Below are 13,575 nucleotides of genomic sequence, written 5' to 3'. Positions count from 1 at the left end.
GCGTATACTCGGGGTTGCGAACGGTCGTACACCCCGTCCGCCCCCCGCCCTCTGATTCCTGCCGTCCCCTCGCTCTAGAGGTCCCCGTGATCACTCCCCTGAAGACTTTCTGTATTTACTCAGCGGTACTGGCTGCCGTCGGGGCGATGGGAAATGCATCCGCCACTGTGCTGATTGACACCAACCGCTTCGAATCTTACCCACTCGGTGCACTAGCCGTGGACCCGTATGTAGCTGGCAGCTGGTACGAATTGAGCAGCGACGTAGACGGCCCGGAATCGACCGCGATCGTCCAGAACAGTGTGTCGCACCCCTACGGCGGCGGCGACCAAGCGGTGGAAGTGACTCGTACACCCTTCGACGACACGCACTGGCTCGTTGCTCGCGAGGACTACGAGACGCCGGTCAACGGAGTGATCGTCGTTGAGTGGGACATGAAGGTGGAAAACAGCGTATCAACTGGCGGCAACGGGCCGTTTTTGGGCGTGCGCGCTTTCGAAGGATTCAGCGCTACCAACTACCCATTCACGATCGGTTCGTTAGGGGTAGACGCCCTAACTCGCGAGATCTTGTACCAGTCAAACCCCAACGGGTATTTCGAGGCGGTCGAAGGCATTCAAGTTGACAATCAATGGCACCAATTCCGGATGGCCTTAGACTACGATCACGACCTCTACCAATTAAGCTACGACGGCCAACCGATTCTCACTGAGCCGTTTGTCGATAGCAGCAACGGCACGATCGACTCACTCACAGACGTGGACATAGCGGCGATCGCCACCGGCGACGACGCCGCATCCCAGGCCGCTGAGGGCGTCGCGTATTTCGACAACTTTGTCGTGGTCAACTTTGCCCGCGTCGACGGCGATTACGACGTCGACGGGGACGTCGACCTTAACGACTACCTGGTCTGGCAGGCCAACTACGGGGCGACGACAATCGCCAATTCCGGGGCCGACGGGAATGGCGACGGGGTTGTCGACGCCGCCGACTACACGGTCTGGCGCGACAACTACTCGCCCTCAATGTCGGCAGTGGCCGCAACGCCAGAGCCAACTACTCTCGCGACCGCGGTCTGTGGGCTGCTGATCGCCGGGCGACGACGCTCCCGCTAACTGCAGCGACGCCGTGTCTGGCAGGAACTCCACGCCGCTGCTGCGGCGACCAAGGTCCCGAACAGGAACCCGGTCGGCTCGGGGACTGCGGCAACGGCTGTGGTGAAGGTGGCGGTGATGCCTTTCACTAGGTGACGACTCGTCGAAATGTCTGCGCCGGCGATCGAGTAGAGCTCGGTTTCTACCCACTCCGGCAGTTCGACAACGTCGATTTCCCCTGCGGTGCTTTGCACGGCAGCTGTGCCCACAGGAATGGTGGAGCTCGGGCTCAGATAAATCTCGGGCGGTGGCAGAAATGAAAACGTCGAGTAGTCGACAAAACTGAGCCTCGCCTCAGGCACGGGACCGCCGGTGGGATTTGTCACTTCAAGCGTGAAGTGGAGCCACTCACCGCCATCTACCTGGTGGAAATCTTCGCTGCTCTTTACCCCCAGGCCGGACGGATCCCCCAAAGTGAAAAACGTGAAGCTATGACTCGAGGTAACTCGCAGGGTAGCGTTGAAAGTGATGTCACCAACCTGCAGATTCGTCTTCTGCAACTCGATCAAGTTGGGATCGTCCGGCGACGCGGCGGTGCCGTCGACCGCCAAATCAAAGTAGTGATTTACAAGATCGGCCCGGCACTCGCAGATCAGAATTAGGAACGCCGCGAGGGACGCGACACAGCAGCGCAGACGGGAGAGGTTCATCGGGTGCCTTCAGTCTTGAAGTTCTTGGGCCCATCCCTCCTTGGTGTAAGAGAAAACTGGTGCGTCTCGCCGCACTACCCCCGTTCTAACTAGCGTGACACCGCAAAGCAAGAAAATAGGCAGCATACACAGAGTGCGCAAACCCAAAGCGATCTGCGCGGCTATTGGCATCGCGGCCAACTGCAGTTATCCGTTTCCCAGATTAGGTTTACGTCAATCTGACGTCCGAATCACCGCAGTCATTGGGAAGTGATCCGACGGCATTTTCCCCTCGATCAGATTTTGAATGACTGCTGCCGACTGCACCTGCCACCCAGGTCCCACCAGCAGCCAGTCGATCTGCGGTCCTGTGGCGGGCAGCCGGAAGCCATTGAAGGTCGACGGTCGGGCGGCGTCTGGGTGAACGGCGGCCCAGGTGTCTCGGAGCCCTGAACCGTCTGCCCTAAGCTGCTGGATCGCCGGGTTTTCTGGCCCGGCATTGAAGTCGCCCATTACGATCGCCAAGTCGCGACCGCTCGCGACGCCGTCCAGGTGCTCGAGAATCGCCTGGGCGCTCTTTTCCCGCGACTCCTGCGAGCGGTGGTCCCAGTGGGCGTTCACCACGTGGAGTTCTCGGCCAGACGGCTTATCGCGGAGGTTTGCCCAGGTGTAGATTCGCGGCAGATCGCCCCCCCAGGTCTTGGATCCTGGCTCTTCCGGCCGATCGCTCAGCCAGCGGGTCCCCCAGTCGACGACTTCCAGACGGTCGCTGCGGACCAGCAGGGCCGCGAACTCGCCGCGTCGGCGGCCGTCGTCGCGGCCGACACCGATTACCTCGTAGCCATCGAGCTGTTGGTCTAGGTAGTCGAGCTGGAAGTCGAGCGCCTCCTGGACGCCCAGCAGATCTGGGTCGCAGCGGCGGATGGTCTCGGCGACCGCTTCGCGGCGGAGGGGCCAGCGGTTCTCGCCGTCGTTGGCCGTGCCGTAGCGGATGTTGAAGGTCATCGCCTTCAGCGGCTCGTCGGCCGCCGCCCGCGTGGCCGCTATTCCGAGAATCGCGACGCCCACTGCCGCCCACTGAATGATCTGCATGCCGCCCTTCTGCTTTCTTGGAGAGCCTGTCGTTATCAACACTTCCGCCTACACTGGGGCTTCCGACAGCCCGCGGCCGGCGAGCCACGCGTCGGCGATTGCCGGCCGGCTGATGGGCGCCTCGTTGAGGGTTTTGTCCGCCGCCAATTCTAACGCCAGCTGGCCGCCGACCGATCCCCGAAACGTCTTGCCCTGCTATACAAGCCTCAGACGCGATGCCCGACTCGGTCCCGCGGTGGGGGGTTTTGTCCGAAACATCGCGCGGAGGGGACAAAACCTCCGCGCGAACTTCGCCCGGCGTCGACTGAGCGTTGAGCATCGGCGGACCCCTGGGAGCGACCCGCGTGTCGGCATCCCTCGCCGACCGCGCAGGGGACGCCCTCCGGCTGCCGGCTTCCGCCGGCAGCTGTTTCACTGGTTCCGTTTCACCGGGTAGCGAACCATGTCGGTCTACCGCCCTCACCATTGGACCGCGCACCGAGGGTCAATTCCACAACGAAATCGCGAGACGCCACGATTCGACTGGCGACGCGCCCCGCCACTGGAACGGGCGGTTTAGCGGTGCAGCGAACAGCTGCCAGAGTCGCAGTCGGTGCGACCGGCGATCAGGTAGCGGTTCCGAGAGATCCAGCGGTACACCGGCTTGGCGAGCAGCATCACGCCGGGCAGGTGCATCAGCGGCATTGCCCACCACAGCCGACGCAGCCGCCGGGTCAGGTAGCGGAACGCCTCCGGGCCCCAGTGCCGATGGCCCTGGCGATCGACCAGGCACATCTCGTCGAGCAGCCGCTCTTGGGGAAGGTCGGGCCAGCGTCGGCCGACCTCGGGGTCGTGCAGCGAGAGGTACGCCAGCTTCCCCTGGCAGTCCCACCACTGCAGCCGCTTGATCTGGGCCCGGCAAAAGTTGCAGTGTCCGTCGTAGATCACGACTTCCGCCAAGGGCCTTTCGGCGGGCGACGGCGGCGTCACGGCGGTTGCGGGGTTTTCTGTCATGGGGCGACTAAATCTGGCTGGGATGTTCGATTCTACCTTATTTGCGCAGACAATGGTCGTTGCCCAATTGGTCGATCGCTACTGGCAGAACCGCGAACCTTGGAAATCGGCCCGTGTGGGCCCCAAGAACCCAAGAAACCGTGGGCCCGCGGCTGGGCTGCCCGTATAATCTTGGGTCGAATCCCTACGAACCGGAGCGGAACGTCATGGACACCTTGCTCGCCCAAGTTAAAGCCGCCCACCGCCGCCTGGTGATGGAGCAGTTCGTCCGCCGGCTGGTGTGGTGCCTGACCGGGGCCCTGGCCGTGGCCGCAATCGCCATCGCGGCGCCCAAGGTACTGGTAGTCGAAAACCTGCCCGCGATGTGGGCGCAGTACTGGTTGATCGGCGGGGCCGCGGCCGCGCTCATCACCGCCGGGGTGTGGACCGCGGTGCAGCGGCGTAGCTCGCTTGAGGCCGCCATCGAGATCGACCGCCGCTACGGCCTCCGCGAACGGGTGTCGAGCAGTCTGTCGCTCCCCGAGTCGGCTTTGGAGTCCGAGGCGGGCCAGGCCCTGATGAACGACGCCGTGCACAGCGTCGGCCGGATCGAGATCGGCGAGAAGTTTCACGTCCGCCCGCCGCGCAACGCCTGGCTGCCGCTTGCGCCGGCCGTGATCGCGTTCTGCCTGATGGCGTTTGTCGGCAACAAGACCGCGATGAGCACCACCGGCGCGACCCCGATCACGCCCGAGGCTCAAAAGGAACAGACCAAGCGGTCAATCGAGGACCTCCGCAAGAAGCTCGAGGAGCAGAAGAAGGAGGCCGAGAAGAAGGGCCTGGAAGACAAGACCGGCGTGCTCAAACAGGTGATGGAGGGGACCAAGAACCTGAACAACGAGGACCTCGCCGACCGCAAGAAGTCGACCGTCAAGCTCAACGAGCTCTCCAAGCAGCTCGAGCAGCGCCGCCAGCAGCTGGGCGACAAGAACCGGCTGCAGAAGGAACTCGAGGCGATGAAGGACATCGGCGCCGGCCCGGCCGACAAGGCCGCCAAGGCGCTGCAGGAGGGCGACTGGAAGAAGGCGATCAACGAGCTAAAGAAGATGCAAGAGCAGCTCGCCAAGGGCGAGATGCCCCCGGAGAAGGCCGAGCAGCTTGCCAAGCAGCTCGAGCAGATGCAGAAGAAGCTGCAGGCCGCTGCCGACGCGCACAAGCAGAAGATGGAGGACCTCCAGAAGCAGATCGAGCAGCAGAAGCAGCAGGGCAACCAGCAGCAGGCCCAGCAGCTTCAGCAGCAGCTCGACAAGATGCAGCAGAACCAGCCCCAGATGAACCAGCTGCAGCAGATGGCCCAGCAGATGCAGCAGGCCCGGCAGGCGATGCAGCAGGGCGACCAGCAGCAGGCCGCCCAGGCGATGCAGCAAATGCAGCAGCAGCTCCAGCAGATGCAGCAACAGAACGCCGAGATGGAGATGCTCGACGGCGCCATGGAGCAGATCGAGGTCGCCAAGCAGCAGATGGGCTGCCAGCAGTGCCAGGGCCAAGGCTGCGAGGCCTGCCAGGGAATGGGTCAGGGGTTGGGCATGAACGAGGGCCCCCCCGGCATGGGGATGGGCAAGGGGCAGGGCAAGGGCCCGCGTCCCGACGAGGAGAACCCCACCAACCTCCGCGACACCCGCGTCAAGCACGACCCGAAGAACGGCGCCTCGGTGATCACCGGCGAGGTCGAGGGCCCCAACATCAAGGGCGACGTCATGCAGTCGATCAAAGATGAGCTGTCGAGCGGCGTCGAGCAGGAGGCCGAGGCCCTGAGCGAAGAACGACTACCCCGGCCGCAACGCGACCACGCCCAGGAGTTCTTCAGCAAAATCCGCGCGGATTTGTAGCCCCGTCGGCGCGTCCCCCTGCCCACCGCCCACGTCCCGGCGGCCGCGGGCGGGCGGTCGATTGGCCGCTGTCTGCGTCGGCACTTATACTGGTTGCTAACCTAGACCCAGCAACACAGTCTCCCGCCGGCGGCCCCCGTGAAATCTTCCCTGCTGCGACGCTCCCTGCTGTGGGGGGCGACTTTCTGCTGCCTGCTGTCCGTGCCTTCACCCGGCGCAGCGCAGGCCCCAACGCCCGCCGTCAGCGAGGGCGTCCGCGCCCCCACCGCCGACGAGATCGCCGGCGCCCGGGCGGCGCTCGCCGGCAGCCTCGAGCGGTTCGAGCGGCGGGTTGGCGTCGGCTCCTCGAAGCTGGACGGCTGGAAGAAGTTCCTCCGCTGGAAAACGCTCGAGCGCTTCGCCACCGACGGATCCGACCCCACGCTGGCCGAGCTCCAGGAGTCGATCGACCGCCTCACCTCCGGCGACAAGGGACTCGAACTCCCCGAGTTCCAGCAGCTCGCCCTCGACGCGCGGCGGCTGTTCGACCTGCTGCTGGTCGGCACGCTGCCCGACGCCGCGGCCTTCGCCGATCAACAGGCCAAGCAGCTGCAGAAGATCCTTGACACCGACCCCAACCTGATCGACGCGCGGGCGAGCTACGCGGTCGAGCAGCGGCTCGACTTCTTCCGCGGCGCGCCGGGCGGCGGCGAGCGGGCACGCACGCTGGCGGTCCGATTCAGCGAGCCGAACCTCCATGTCGACCTCTCCGAGCGGCTGCTCGAGCAGATGGTCCGCCGCCCGGTGCACGACGTTGGGCCCGTGAGCGAGGTCATCCTCGGCACCCGCATCACCGGCACGGGCGACACCAACGGCCAGCTCTCTGTCACGACGCTCCCGTCGGTGGGTTCGGCGCGGCTGCTGTTTACGATGAGCGGCGCCACGCAGTCGAAGACGGTCGGCGTAAACGGGCCGGCGGTCATCCACAGCGACGGCCTGACCGCGTTCACCGGCAGCAAGCTGGTCGAGATCACCCGCACCAACTTCTCGTCGGCTAGCTCGACGTTCGACGCCACCACCAACACCACAACCACCGCGATCTGCAAGAAGGGGGGCGGCTTCGGCCAGCGGATCGTGCAGTCGGTCGCCCGCCGCCGAGTTGCGGAGCAGAAGGCCCAAGCCGAGGCGATCTCTGCCGACCGCGCCGAGGGCCGCCTGCGCACCGAGTTCGACCGGCAGCTAAACCAAGAGCTGGCCGTCGCGCGACGCAACTTCGAGCAGGAGTTGATCGCCCCCCTGAAACGCCGGCACGCGGAGCCGCGGCGGCTCGAGTTCCACACCGGCGGCGACCGCCTGTCGGTGCGGGTGCTGCAGGCCGAGCGCGGGCAGCTGGCGGCGCCCGCCGGCCCGACCACGCCGCCGGCGGACGACCTGTCGCTCCGCCTGCACCAGTCGGCCGCCAACAACATCGCCGCGTCGATCCTGAGCGGCGCGACCGTGTCCCGTGAATCGGCCGACCAGCCAACCAAGGTCGACGTGCCGGTCCCCGACTGGGCGACCAGGCTCGCCCGGCAGGGCGCGCAAGACACCGAGCAGGCCAAGCCGAGCGAGTTCAAGCCGTGGGCGCTTACCTTCCGGCGGAACCGCCCGCTCTCGTTCCGCTTCGACCAGAACGAGGTCGAGGTGATCCTGCACGCCGCGGAGCTCGCCGCGGGCGAGGACGCGTTTCAGGGCTGGGACCTCATCCTCCGCTTCGAGCCCGCGGTGCGCGACGGCCGCACCGTGCTGGCCCGCAAGGGCAGGGTCGAGGCGCTCCCTACCGACTTCGACCCCAGCAGCGGCCGCCGCCTCACCTCGCGTCAGGTCGCGTTCCGCCGCAATCTCGAGGCGCAGCTCAACAAGCCGCGAGACGGCAAGCAGGGCGTCCCCGACTTCATCGACCTGGGGCCGATCAAGCTCCGCGAGGGCCGCGGCGAGCTGCTCGCTACCGGGGTCAACGCGATGGCCGGGTGGATGTCACTCGACTGGATCAGTCGCTAGCTGGGTGAGCCGCTAGCTGGGCTGATCACGAGCTGGTTCGTACGCTAGCCAAGGTCCGCCCGGCGGGACTCCACCAGCTCCAGCAGCGCCCGCTGCGGGTCGGCGAACTTCTTGAGCCCTTCCTCCATCAGGATCCGCTCGAGGTGCTCGAAGTCGACCTCGCGGTCGATCTCGGCGAGCACCTCGTCCGGCGGCAGCTGGTCGACCTGGCGGGTGAAGCTTTGTCCGCTCTCCTGCACGGCCTCGTTGGTGGCCGGCGGGTTGGTCTGGATGTCGCTGCCGGCGAGCGCCGCGACGTACTTCCACGGCGGGTCCTCGGGCTTCTTCGTGCCGGTGCTCGCGAACACGATCTCCTGATCGAGCTTGGTCGCTTTGTCGGACCAGAACTCCTGGTTCTGACTCCACAGCCGCTTGGCGTTCACAGTGCCGACCTGTCCCTGCGCGGCGTCGGAGAGCTGCGCGACGTGCTGCTCGGTGTAGACGTCGATCCGCGATACAAAGATGCTGTAGACGCTCTTGAACGCGTCGAGCGACCCACGCCGCTGCGCGCCACGCCAGGCGGCGTCGCGGGCCTCCTGGTACTGCCGCTCGCTGAAGATCAGCGTGACATTGAGCGTCACCCCGGCGGCCGCCAGCTCCTCGATCGCGGCCAGCCCGGCGGGCGTCGCGGGGATCTTGATCATCCGGTTTTCGCAGCCGGCGGACCACTGCTTGCCGAGCTCGATGTACCGGGCGGCGCGCTGCTCGGTCGACAGCGTGCAGTCGGCGTCCTCGAGCAGCGGGTCGAGCTCGAAGCTGACCCAGCCGTCGTTGCCGGCGGTCTCTTTCCACACCGGCAGGAACTCGGCCTGCGCGTCCTTGACAATCTGGTCGGTCAGCCGCCAAGCGGCGTCCGCGACCGACAGCTCCGGGTCCGCTAGCAGGTCGGCCAGCGGCTGGTCGAAGTCGCCGGTCTTGATCAGGCCGGAGATGATGATCGGGTTGCTGGTCGCCCCGGTCGCCCCGAGAGCGCGGTTCTGCTTCACGAGCTGTGGCTCGACAGAATCGAGCCACAGCTTGGTCCCCGTGGCGATGAGCGATTCGATGGGCGTGGACATTCCTGGCCGACTCCGTGGATTTGAAGGGGGCGACTCGTGCTGGCGCCTGGCAACCTTTACCAGATGCGCCGGTTGGCACGGTTCTCGCGATTCTACCGGTAATTCCTGAACTAGGGCGCAAGCGTGGTCGATGAACAGTCGCAGGCAGACGGAAGTATCCGCCTGCTTCCGGGGGGAAATCTGCTCCCCGCCCACTACCGACCGCCGGGCCGCGCCCGCCGGTAAGTGTAGGCGGCGCGGGGACAAGCGAGGAGGTCCGACAGGTGACCAACACCGTAGGCATTGCAAAAGTTCTGACTCTGTTCTCCGTGGCGCTGCTCATCGCGCCGGGCCAGACGCGTGCGGAGGAAACCCCTCCGCTGCCGATGGACTTCTACGAAGAGGTCCCGCGCGGCGAGGCTCCGAGCATCGAGGAGTACGTGTACTCCGAGCCGGGTTCGCCGGTGTCGGACCTCACGACCGACTCGTTCAACCTGTGGGACTCCTGCCCCGCGGCGCCGGAGAGCTCCGGCACCTGGCTGCGTCGCGGCTGGTGGGCCGCCGAGATCGACACCTTCGTGTTTGTCCGCAAGTGGGACATCGCGAACCAGACAATCGCGACCGACGGATCGATCTTCAACCCGAACACGCTCCGCAGCATCGGATTTGGCCGCACCATGCCGACCGCGGCGTCGGGACGGCTGAACCTCAGCCGCTTCCTGTTCCGCGACGGCGAGAACCGTGACCACCGCTTCGAGTTCAACGTGATGGGCGGCGGCGAGTCGGTTGCGTCGTGCCACCTCGACTCGAACAACGCCAACGCTATCCAGGTGCCGTTCACCATCGACGGCGCCGCCTCCATCAGCTTCGACGGCGCCTCGAGCATGGACGCTTCCTACAGCAGCCAGCTCAACTCGTTCGAGCTCAACTACACGGTCACCAGCCGCATGGAACGCGACCGCATGGAGCTGCAGCCGGACGGCCAGTGGGTGCGACGCGCCAACTCGGGCGTCACCTACCACGGCCTGGCGGGCATGCGGTACATCGACCTCTCCGAGAACATCTTCTGGACCGCGAACGACATCATCAGTGTCCCCGGCAACGCGGACCCACTGACCGGCGAAACCGGACAGTACAACGTGAAGACCAACAACGACATGTTCGGCTTCCAGGCCGGCGGCGGCGTGGCGTACGAGTCGCACCGCTGGAGCGTGACCCTGTTCGCCCGCGGCGGCTTCGCCTTCAACGACGCCAAGAGCAACTCCAACCTGACCTACACCGACCCGGTCACCGGCGACGCCCGGACCGACATCGGCTTCGCCAACAGCGACCGCACCGGCAGCATGCCGTTCTTCATCCAGGGCGGCCTGCTCGGCCGCTACCACCTGCGACCGAACGTGAGCATCCGGGCGGGCTACGAGTACATGTACGTGACCGCGGTCGGACTGGCGCCGCACCAGCTGAACTTCACGCCAAACGACGGCAAGGTGGTCACTTCCGGCAACCCGTTCATGCACGGATTGACGCTGGGCGGCGAGTTCTACTGGTAGGGGGTGCGGGTTAGGCGGACCTGGCCGCCGCGGTGGGAGGCCGACCCGCCCCTAGCGGCGTAGACTCCCGCGGGCGAAAGGCTTACGCTGGTTGTTTGCGACGCCCCGCCCGATCGGCGGGGCCGCTCCAGGCCCCGCCACGCCAAACCCATGCCGCAAGAATCGTTCCTCGCCCGCCGCTCGTTTGGGGTCTCTAACTGGCTCCTGATCGCTGTTGCGACCTGCTTCCTGCTGGGGTTCATCCCCCGTGGCGTGAAGCAGTCGATCAAGACCAACAGCAACAACGCCGCGGACTGGCTGCCTGCTAGCTACTCGGAGTCGCAGGACCTCTTGTGGTTCCGCGACCACTTCATCAGCGCCCAATTTGTGCTGGCGAGCTGGGACGGCTGCACGCTGGGCGACACGGACAAGCTGCGGCTGCTCGCCACAAAGCTCCGCGCCGCCGAGGTCGAGGGGAAGCCGCTCTTCTCCAAGGTCATCACCGGCCCGGAGATGATCGAGACCCTCACCCAAGAGCCGGCGCGGCTGCCGACCCGCACGGCCATCAAGCGGCTCGAGGGCGCCCTGATCGGCCCCCCCAAGCTCGGCGCCGACGGCGAGTCGCTCGGCGCCGACTCCCGCACCACCTGCCTGATCGCTTACTTGTCGAGCTACTCGCAGGAGAGCAACCTCAACATGCGCACCGCCGTTACGGCGGTGCAGTCGATCGCCGCCGACGAGTGCGGCGTCAAGTCCGAGCAGCTGCACCTGGGCGGGCCGCCGGTCGACAACATCACGATCGATATCGAGGGCGAGAAGACCCTGCGGCGGCTGGCGATCCTCTCCGGCGTGGTCGGGTTGTCGCTAGCCTTCTGGTTCTTCCGCAGCGTCGCGACGACGCTGGCCGTGTTTGCCGTCGCCGGCATCAGCGCCGGCGCGAGCCTGGCCGGCGTCTACTACTACAGCGTGGTCTGGGAGTCGTGGCTGATGCAGATGGACCGGCCGCGGATCGGCACGGTCGACGCCATCCTGCTCTCGATGCCCGCGGTGGTGTACGTGCTCGGCCTGGCGGGCGCGATCCACTTGGTCAACTACTACCGCGACGAGCGTGACGAGCACGGCATCGCCGGCGCCGTCGAACGCGCCGTCCGCATCGGCTGGGGCCCGTGCGCCCTGGCGGCGCTCACCACGGCGGTCGGCCTCGGCTCGCTGGCGGGTAGCGACATCGTGCCGATCATGAAGTTCGGCGGCTTCACCGCGCTTGGCGTGATGGTGACGGTCGCCATCCTGTTCACCGTGCTGCCGGTTTTCCTGCACGTCGCGCCGCCCAAGCTGCGTGGGGACGACCACCCCGACTCCAGTGGCCACAGCGGCGTGCTGCCGCCGTGGGCCCACCGGTACGTGGCGTTTGTCACCACACGGCACGGCCTCGTGACGGCCGGCTGCTTCGGCGCCATGGCGTTGCTCGCGCTCGGCCTGCCGCAGATCAAGACCTCCGTCCAGCTGCTCAAGCTGCTCGATCCGGACGTCGACCTGATCCACGATTACGCGTGGCTCGAGGAGCACCTCGGCAACCTGGTGCCCATGGAGGTGGTCGTCGCGTTGACCCCCGACCAGCTCAAGCAGGCCGACGAAGACGCCGTCGGACCGGACGGCCAGTACCGCATGTCGATGTACGAGCGGATGCACATGGCGCAGCGGCTGGAACGCCGGGTCGAGTCGCTCGACGAGGTGAGCCGGGCCCTCTCGGCGGCGTCGTTCGGCCCCGAAGAGGAGGGGGGCAACGGGATCTTCAACAGCCGGGCGATCTCCACCACCAGCCGCATCCTCGAGGCAAACCGCGGCCAGCTGGTCGAGTACATGCGGGAGGAGATCACCCCCGAGGGCGAGCAGCCCCGCGAGCTGTGGCGGGTTAGCGCCCGCGTCGCCGCGCTCAAGGACATCGACTACGGCCAGTTCGTCAACGACCTCCGCGATGCGGTCGAGCCGGTGCTCACCACGTACACGCTCCGCTCACAACTCGTCAAGCAGCTGCACGACGAGGGCGCCGGCCTGCGGGGCGCAAAGGTCTGCATTGTTTACCAAGGCGAGGGCGAGCAGCCGCTCGACCCGAGCGAGCCGGCCGGGATGTTCATCAGCGTGCTCGACGAGACCGGGCCCGGCATCCGCCAGCTCCGGATGAAGGTCAGCCCGCTGAGCCTCAACCAGCTCGCCGGGGTCGACGAACAGACGCGGGCCGCCAGCCTCAAAGCGCTCGCCGCCCAAGACGCGGTGGTCGCCCCGACGGCCCAGGCCGCCGCCGAGCTTGCGAAGCTGGCGCCGAACCTGAAAGTGATCGCCCCGCTAACGGGCGAGGAGCCCGGCGTGCCGCACCCCAGCGTCGCGTTCGACCGGCACTCCTCGCTGCACGCCGTGTACACCGGCATCGTGCCGCTGGTCTACAAGACGCAGCGCGAACTGCTCGCCAGCCTGCGGGAGAGCATTGGCTGGGCGACCCTGCTGATCGCGGGCGTGATGATGCTGCTGTTCCGCAACATCGCCGGCGGCGTCATCTCGATGATCCCCAACGTGTTCCCGATCATCATCGTGTTCGGCGCGATCGGCTGGATCGGCATCAAGGTCGACATCGGCATCATGATGACCGCCAGCGTGGCGCTCGGCGTCGCGGTGGACGACACCATCCACTTCCTGACCTGGTTCCGCCGGCACATCCGCGAGGGCCACGACCGCCAGACCGCGACCAGGCTCGCGTACGAGCGGTGCGCGGTCGCCATGGTCCAGACCACGCTGATCGCCGGGCTCGGCCTGGCGGTGTTCGCCACCAGCACGTTTACCCCGACGCAGCAGTTCGGCACGCTGATGATCACGATCTTGGGCGCCGCATTGGTAGGCGACCTGCTGATGCTGCCGGCAATCTTGTGCGGACCGCTGGGCTGGTGCTTCGCCCCCAAGGCCCTCGCCGTGCCGGACCCCGACGCGCCGTTCGTCCCCGCGGCGCGTCCCGAGCACGCTGCGGCCGTGTCCGAGCAAGGGGCCGCCCGCTCGACGGCCTCCCCTTCGACGGCCTCCCCCACTACGGCCGCCGAGTCGCCCGCCACTTCCGATACGCCGGCCGACACGCCCGACGGCTCGCAGCTCGCCCCGTCGAACGCGGCCCTGCGGTCCAAGCTGCAGAGCCTCCGCCGCCGCGAAACACCCCGCTGATCCGACACCGA

The 13,575-nt window shown here is 66.6% G+C and carries 9 protein-coding genes; 5 read left to right on the top strand and 4 right to left on the bottom strand.

The window, feature by feature from the left end; translation table 11 throughout:
* Positions 1–251: 251 nt before the first annotated feature.
* Entirely contained in the window at positions 252–1,115 is an 864-nt protein-coding gene (locus Pla123a_RS05370) for a hypothetical protein (RefSeq protein WP_146584636.1), read from the top strand.
* Here the strand turns inward: Pla123a_RS05370 and Pla123a_RS05365 are convergent.
* From Pla123a_RS05365 to Pla123a_RS05355, 3 genes are all read right to left on the bottom strand, one after another.
* The gene (locus tag Pla123a_RS05365; protein ID WP_146584634.1) at positions 1,112–1,804 is read right to left on the bottom strand and encodes a hypothetical protein; all 693 of its coding nucleotides are present in this window, start codon (positions 1,802–1,804) and stop codon (positions 1,112–1,114) included. The two genes, Pla123a_RS05370 and Pla123a_RS05365, sit on opposite strands and share 4 nt — an antisense overlap.
* Positions 1,805–2,017: 213 nt before the next feature.
* The gene (locus Pla123a_RS05360) at positions 2,018–2,875 is read right to left on the bottom strand and encodes an endonuclease/exonuclease/phosphatase family protein (protein ID WP_146584632.1); all 858 of its coding nucleotides are present in this window, start codon (positions 2,873–2,875) and stop codon (positions 2,018–2,020) included.
* A 555-nt stretch (positions 2,876–3,430) separates the two neighbouring features.
* Positions 3,431–3,868, bottom strand: coding sequence for a thiol-disulfide oxidoreductase DCC family protein (locus Pla123a_RS05355; RefSeq protein WP_146584630.1), 438 nt, complete (start codon positions 3,866–3,868; stop codon positions 3,431–3,433).
* A gap of 206 nt (positions 3,869–4,074) precedes the next feature.
* Here Pla123a_RS05355 and Pla123a_RS05350 point away from each other — a divergent pair, with 206 nt between their 5' ends.
* Positions 4,075–5,736, top strand: coding sequence for a hypothetical protein (locus tag Pla123a_RS05350; protein WP_146584628.1), 1,662 nt, complete (start codon positions 4,075–4,077; stop codon positions 5,734–5,736).
* Between the two features lie 138 nt (positions 5,737–5,874).
* Positions 5,875–7,755: a hypothetical protein gene (locus Pla123a_RS05345; RefSeq protein WP_146584627.1), complete on the top strand. Its 1,881-nt coding sequence runs from the start codon at positions 5,875–5,877 to the stop codon at positions 7,753–7,755.
* Between the two features lie 44 nt (positions 7,756–7,799).
* Here Pla123a_RS05345 and Pla123a_RS05340 read toward each other — a convergent pair whose 3' ends face one another.
* On the bottom strand, positions 7,800–8,852 hold the full coding sequence (locus Pla123a_RS05340; RefSeq protein ID WP_146584625.1) for a transaldolase family protein: 1,053 nt from the start codon (positions 8,850–8,852) through the stop codon (positions 7,800–7,802).
* A gap of 263 nt (positions 8,853–9,115) precedes the next feature.
* Here Pla123a_RS05340 and Pla123a_RS05335 point away from each other — a divergent pair, with 263 nt between their 5' ends.
* Together Pla123a_RS05335 and Pla123a_RS24925 are read left to right on the top strand one after the other, a co-directional pair.
* On the top strand, positions 9,116–10,381 hold the full coding sequence (locus tag Pla123a_RS05335) for a BBP7 family outer membrane beta-barrel protein (RefSeq protein ID WP_146584623.1): 1,266 nt from the start codon (positions 9,116–9,118) through the stop codon (positions 10,379–10,381).
* Positions 10,382–10,531: 150 nt separating this feature from the next.
* On the top strand, positions 10,532–13,564 hold the full coding sequence (locus Pla123a_RS24925) for an efflux RND transporter permease subunit (RefSeq protein WP_231956335.1): 3,033 nt from the start codon (positions 10,532–10,534) through the stop codon (positions 13,562–13,564).
* Positions 13,565–13,575: the final 11 nt, after the last annotated feature.

Source organism: Posidoniimonas polymericola (assembly GCF_007859935.1).
GTDB classification, from domain to species: Bacteria; Planctomycetota; Planctomycetia; order Pirellulales; family Lacipirellulaceae; genus Posidoniimonas; species Posidoniimonas polymericola.
Note: the sequence above shows the minus strand (reverse complement) of the source record. Positions and strands in the feature narration are given on the sequence as shown.

Bases quoted from the DNA above. Each gene is read 5' to 3' on its own strand.
- Pla123a_RS24925 (WP_231956335.1), top strand. From the start codon at position 10,532: ATGCCGCAAGAATCGTTCCTCGCCCGCCGCTCGTTTGGGGTCTCTAAC.
- Pla123a_RS05360 (WP_146584632.1), bottom strand. From the start codon at position 2,875: ATGCAGATCATTCAGTGGGCGGCAGTGGGCGTCGCGATTCTCGGAATA.
- Pla123a_RS05350 (WP_146584628.1), top strand. From the start codon at position 4,075: ATGGACACCTTGCTCGCCCAAGTTAAAGCCGCCCACCGCCGCCTGGTG.
- Pla123a_RS05365 (WP_146584634.1), bottom strand. From the start codon at position 1,804: ATGAACCTCTCCCGTCTGCGCTGCTGTGTCGCGTCCCTCGCGGCGTTC.
- Pla123a_RS05355 (WP_146584630.1), bottom strand. From the start codon at position 3,868: ATGACAGAAAACCCCGCAACCGCCGTGACGCCGCCGTCGCCCGCCGAA.
- Pla123a_RS05340 (WP_146584625.1), bottom strand. From the start codon at position 8,852: ATGTCCACGCCCATCGAATCGCTCATCGCCACGGGGACCAAGCTGTGG.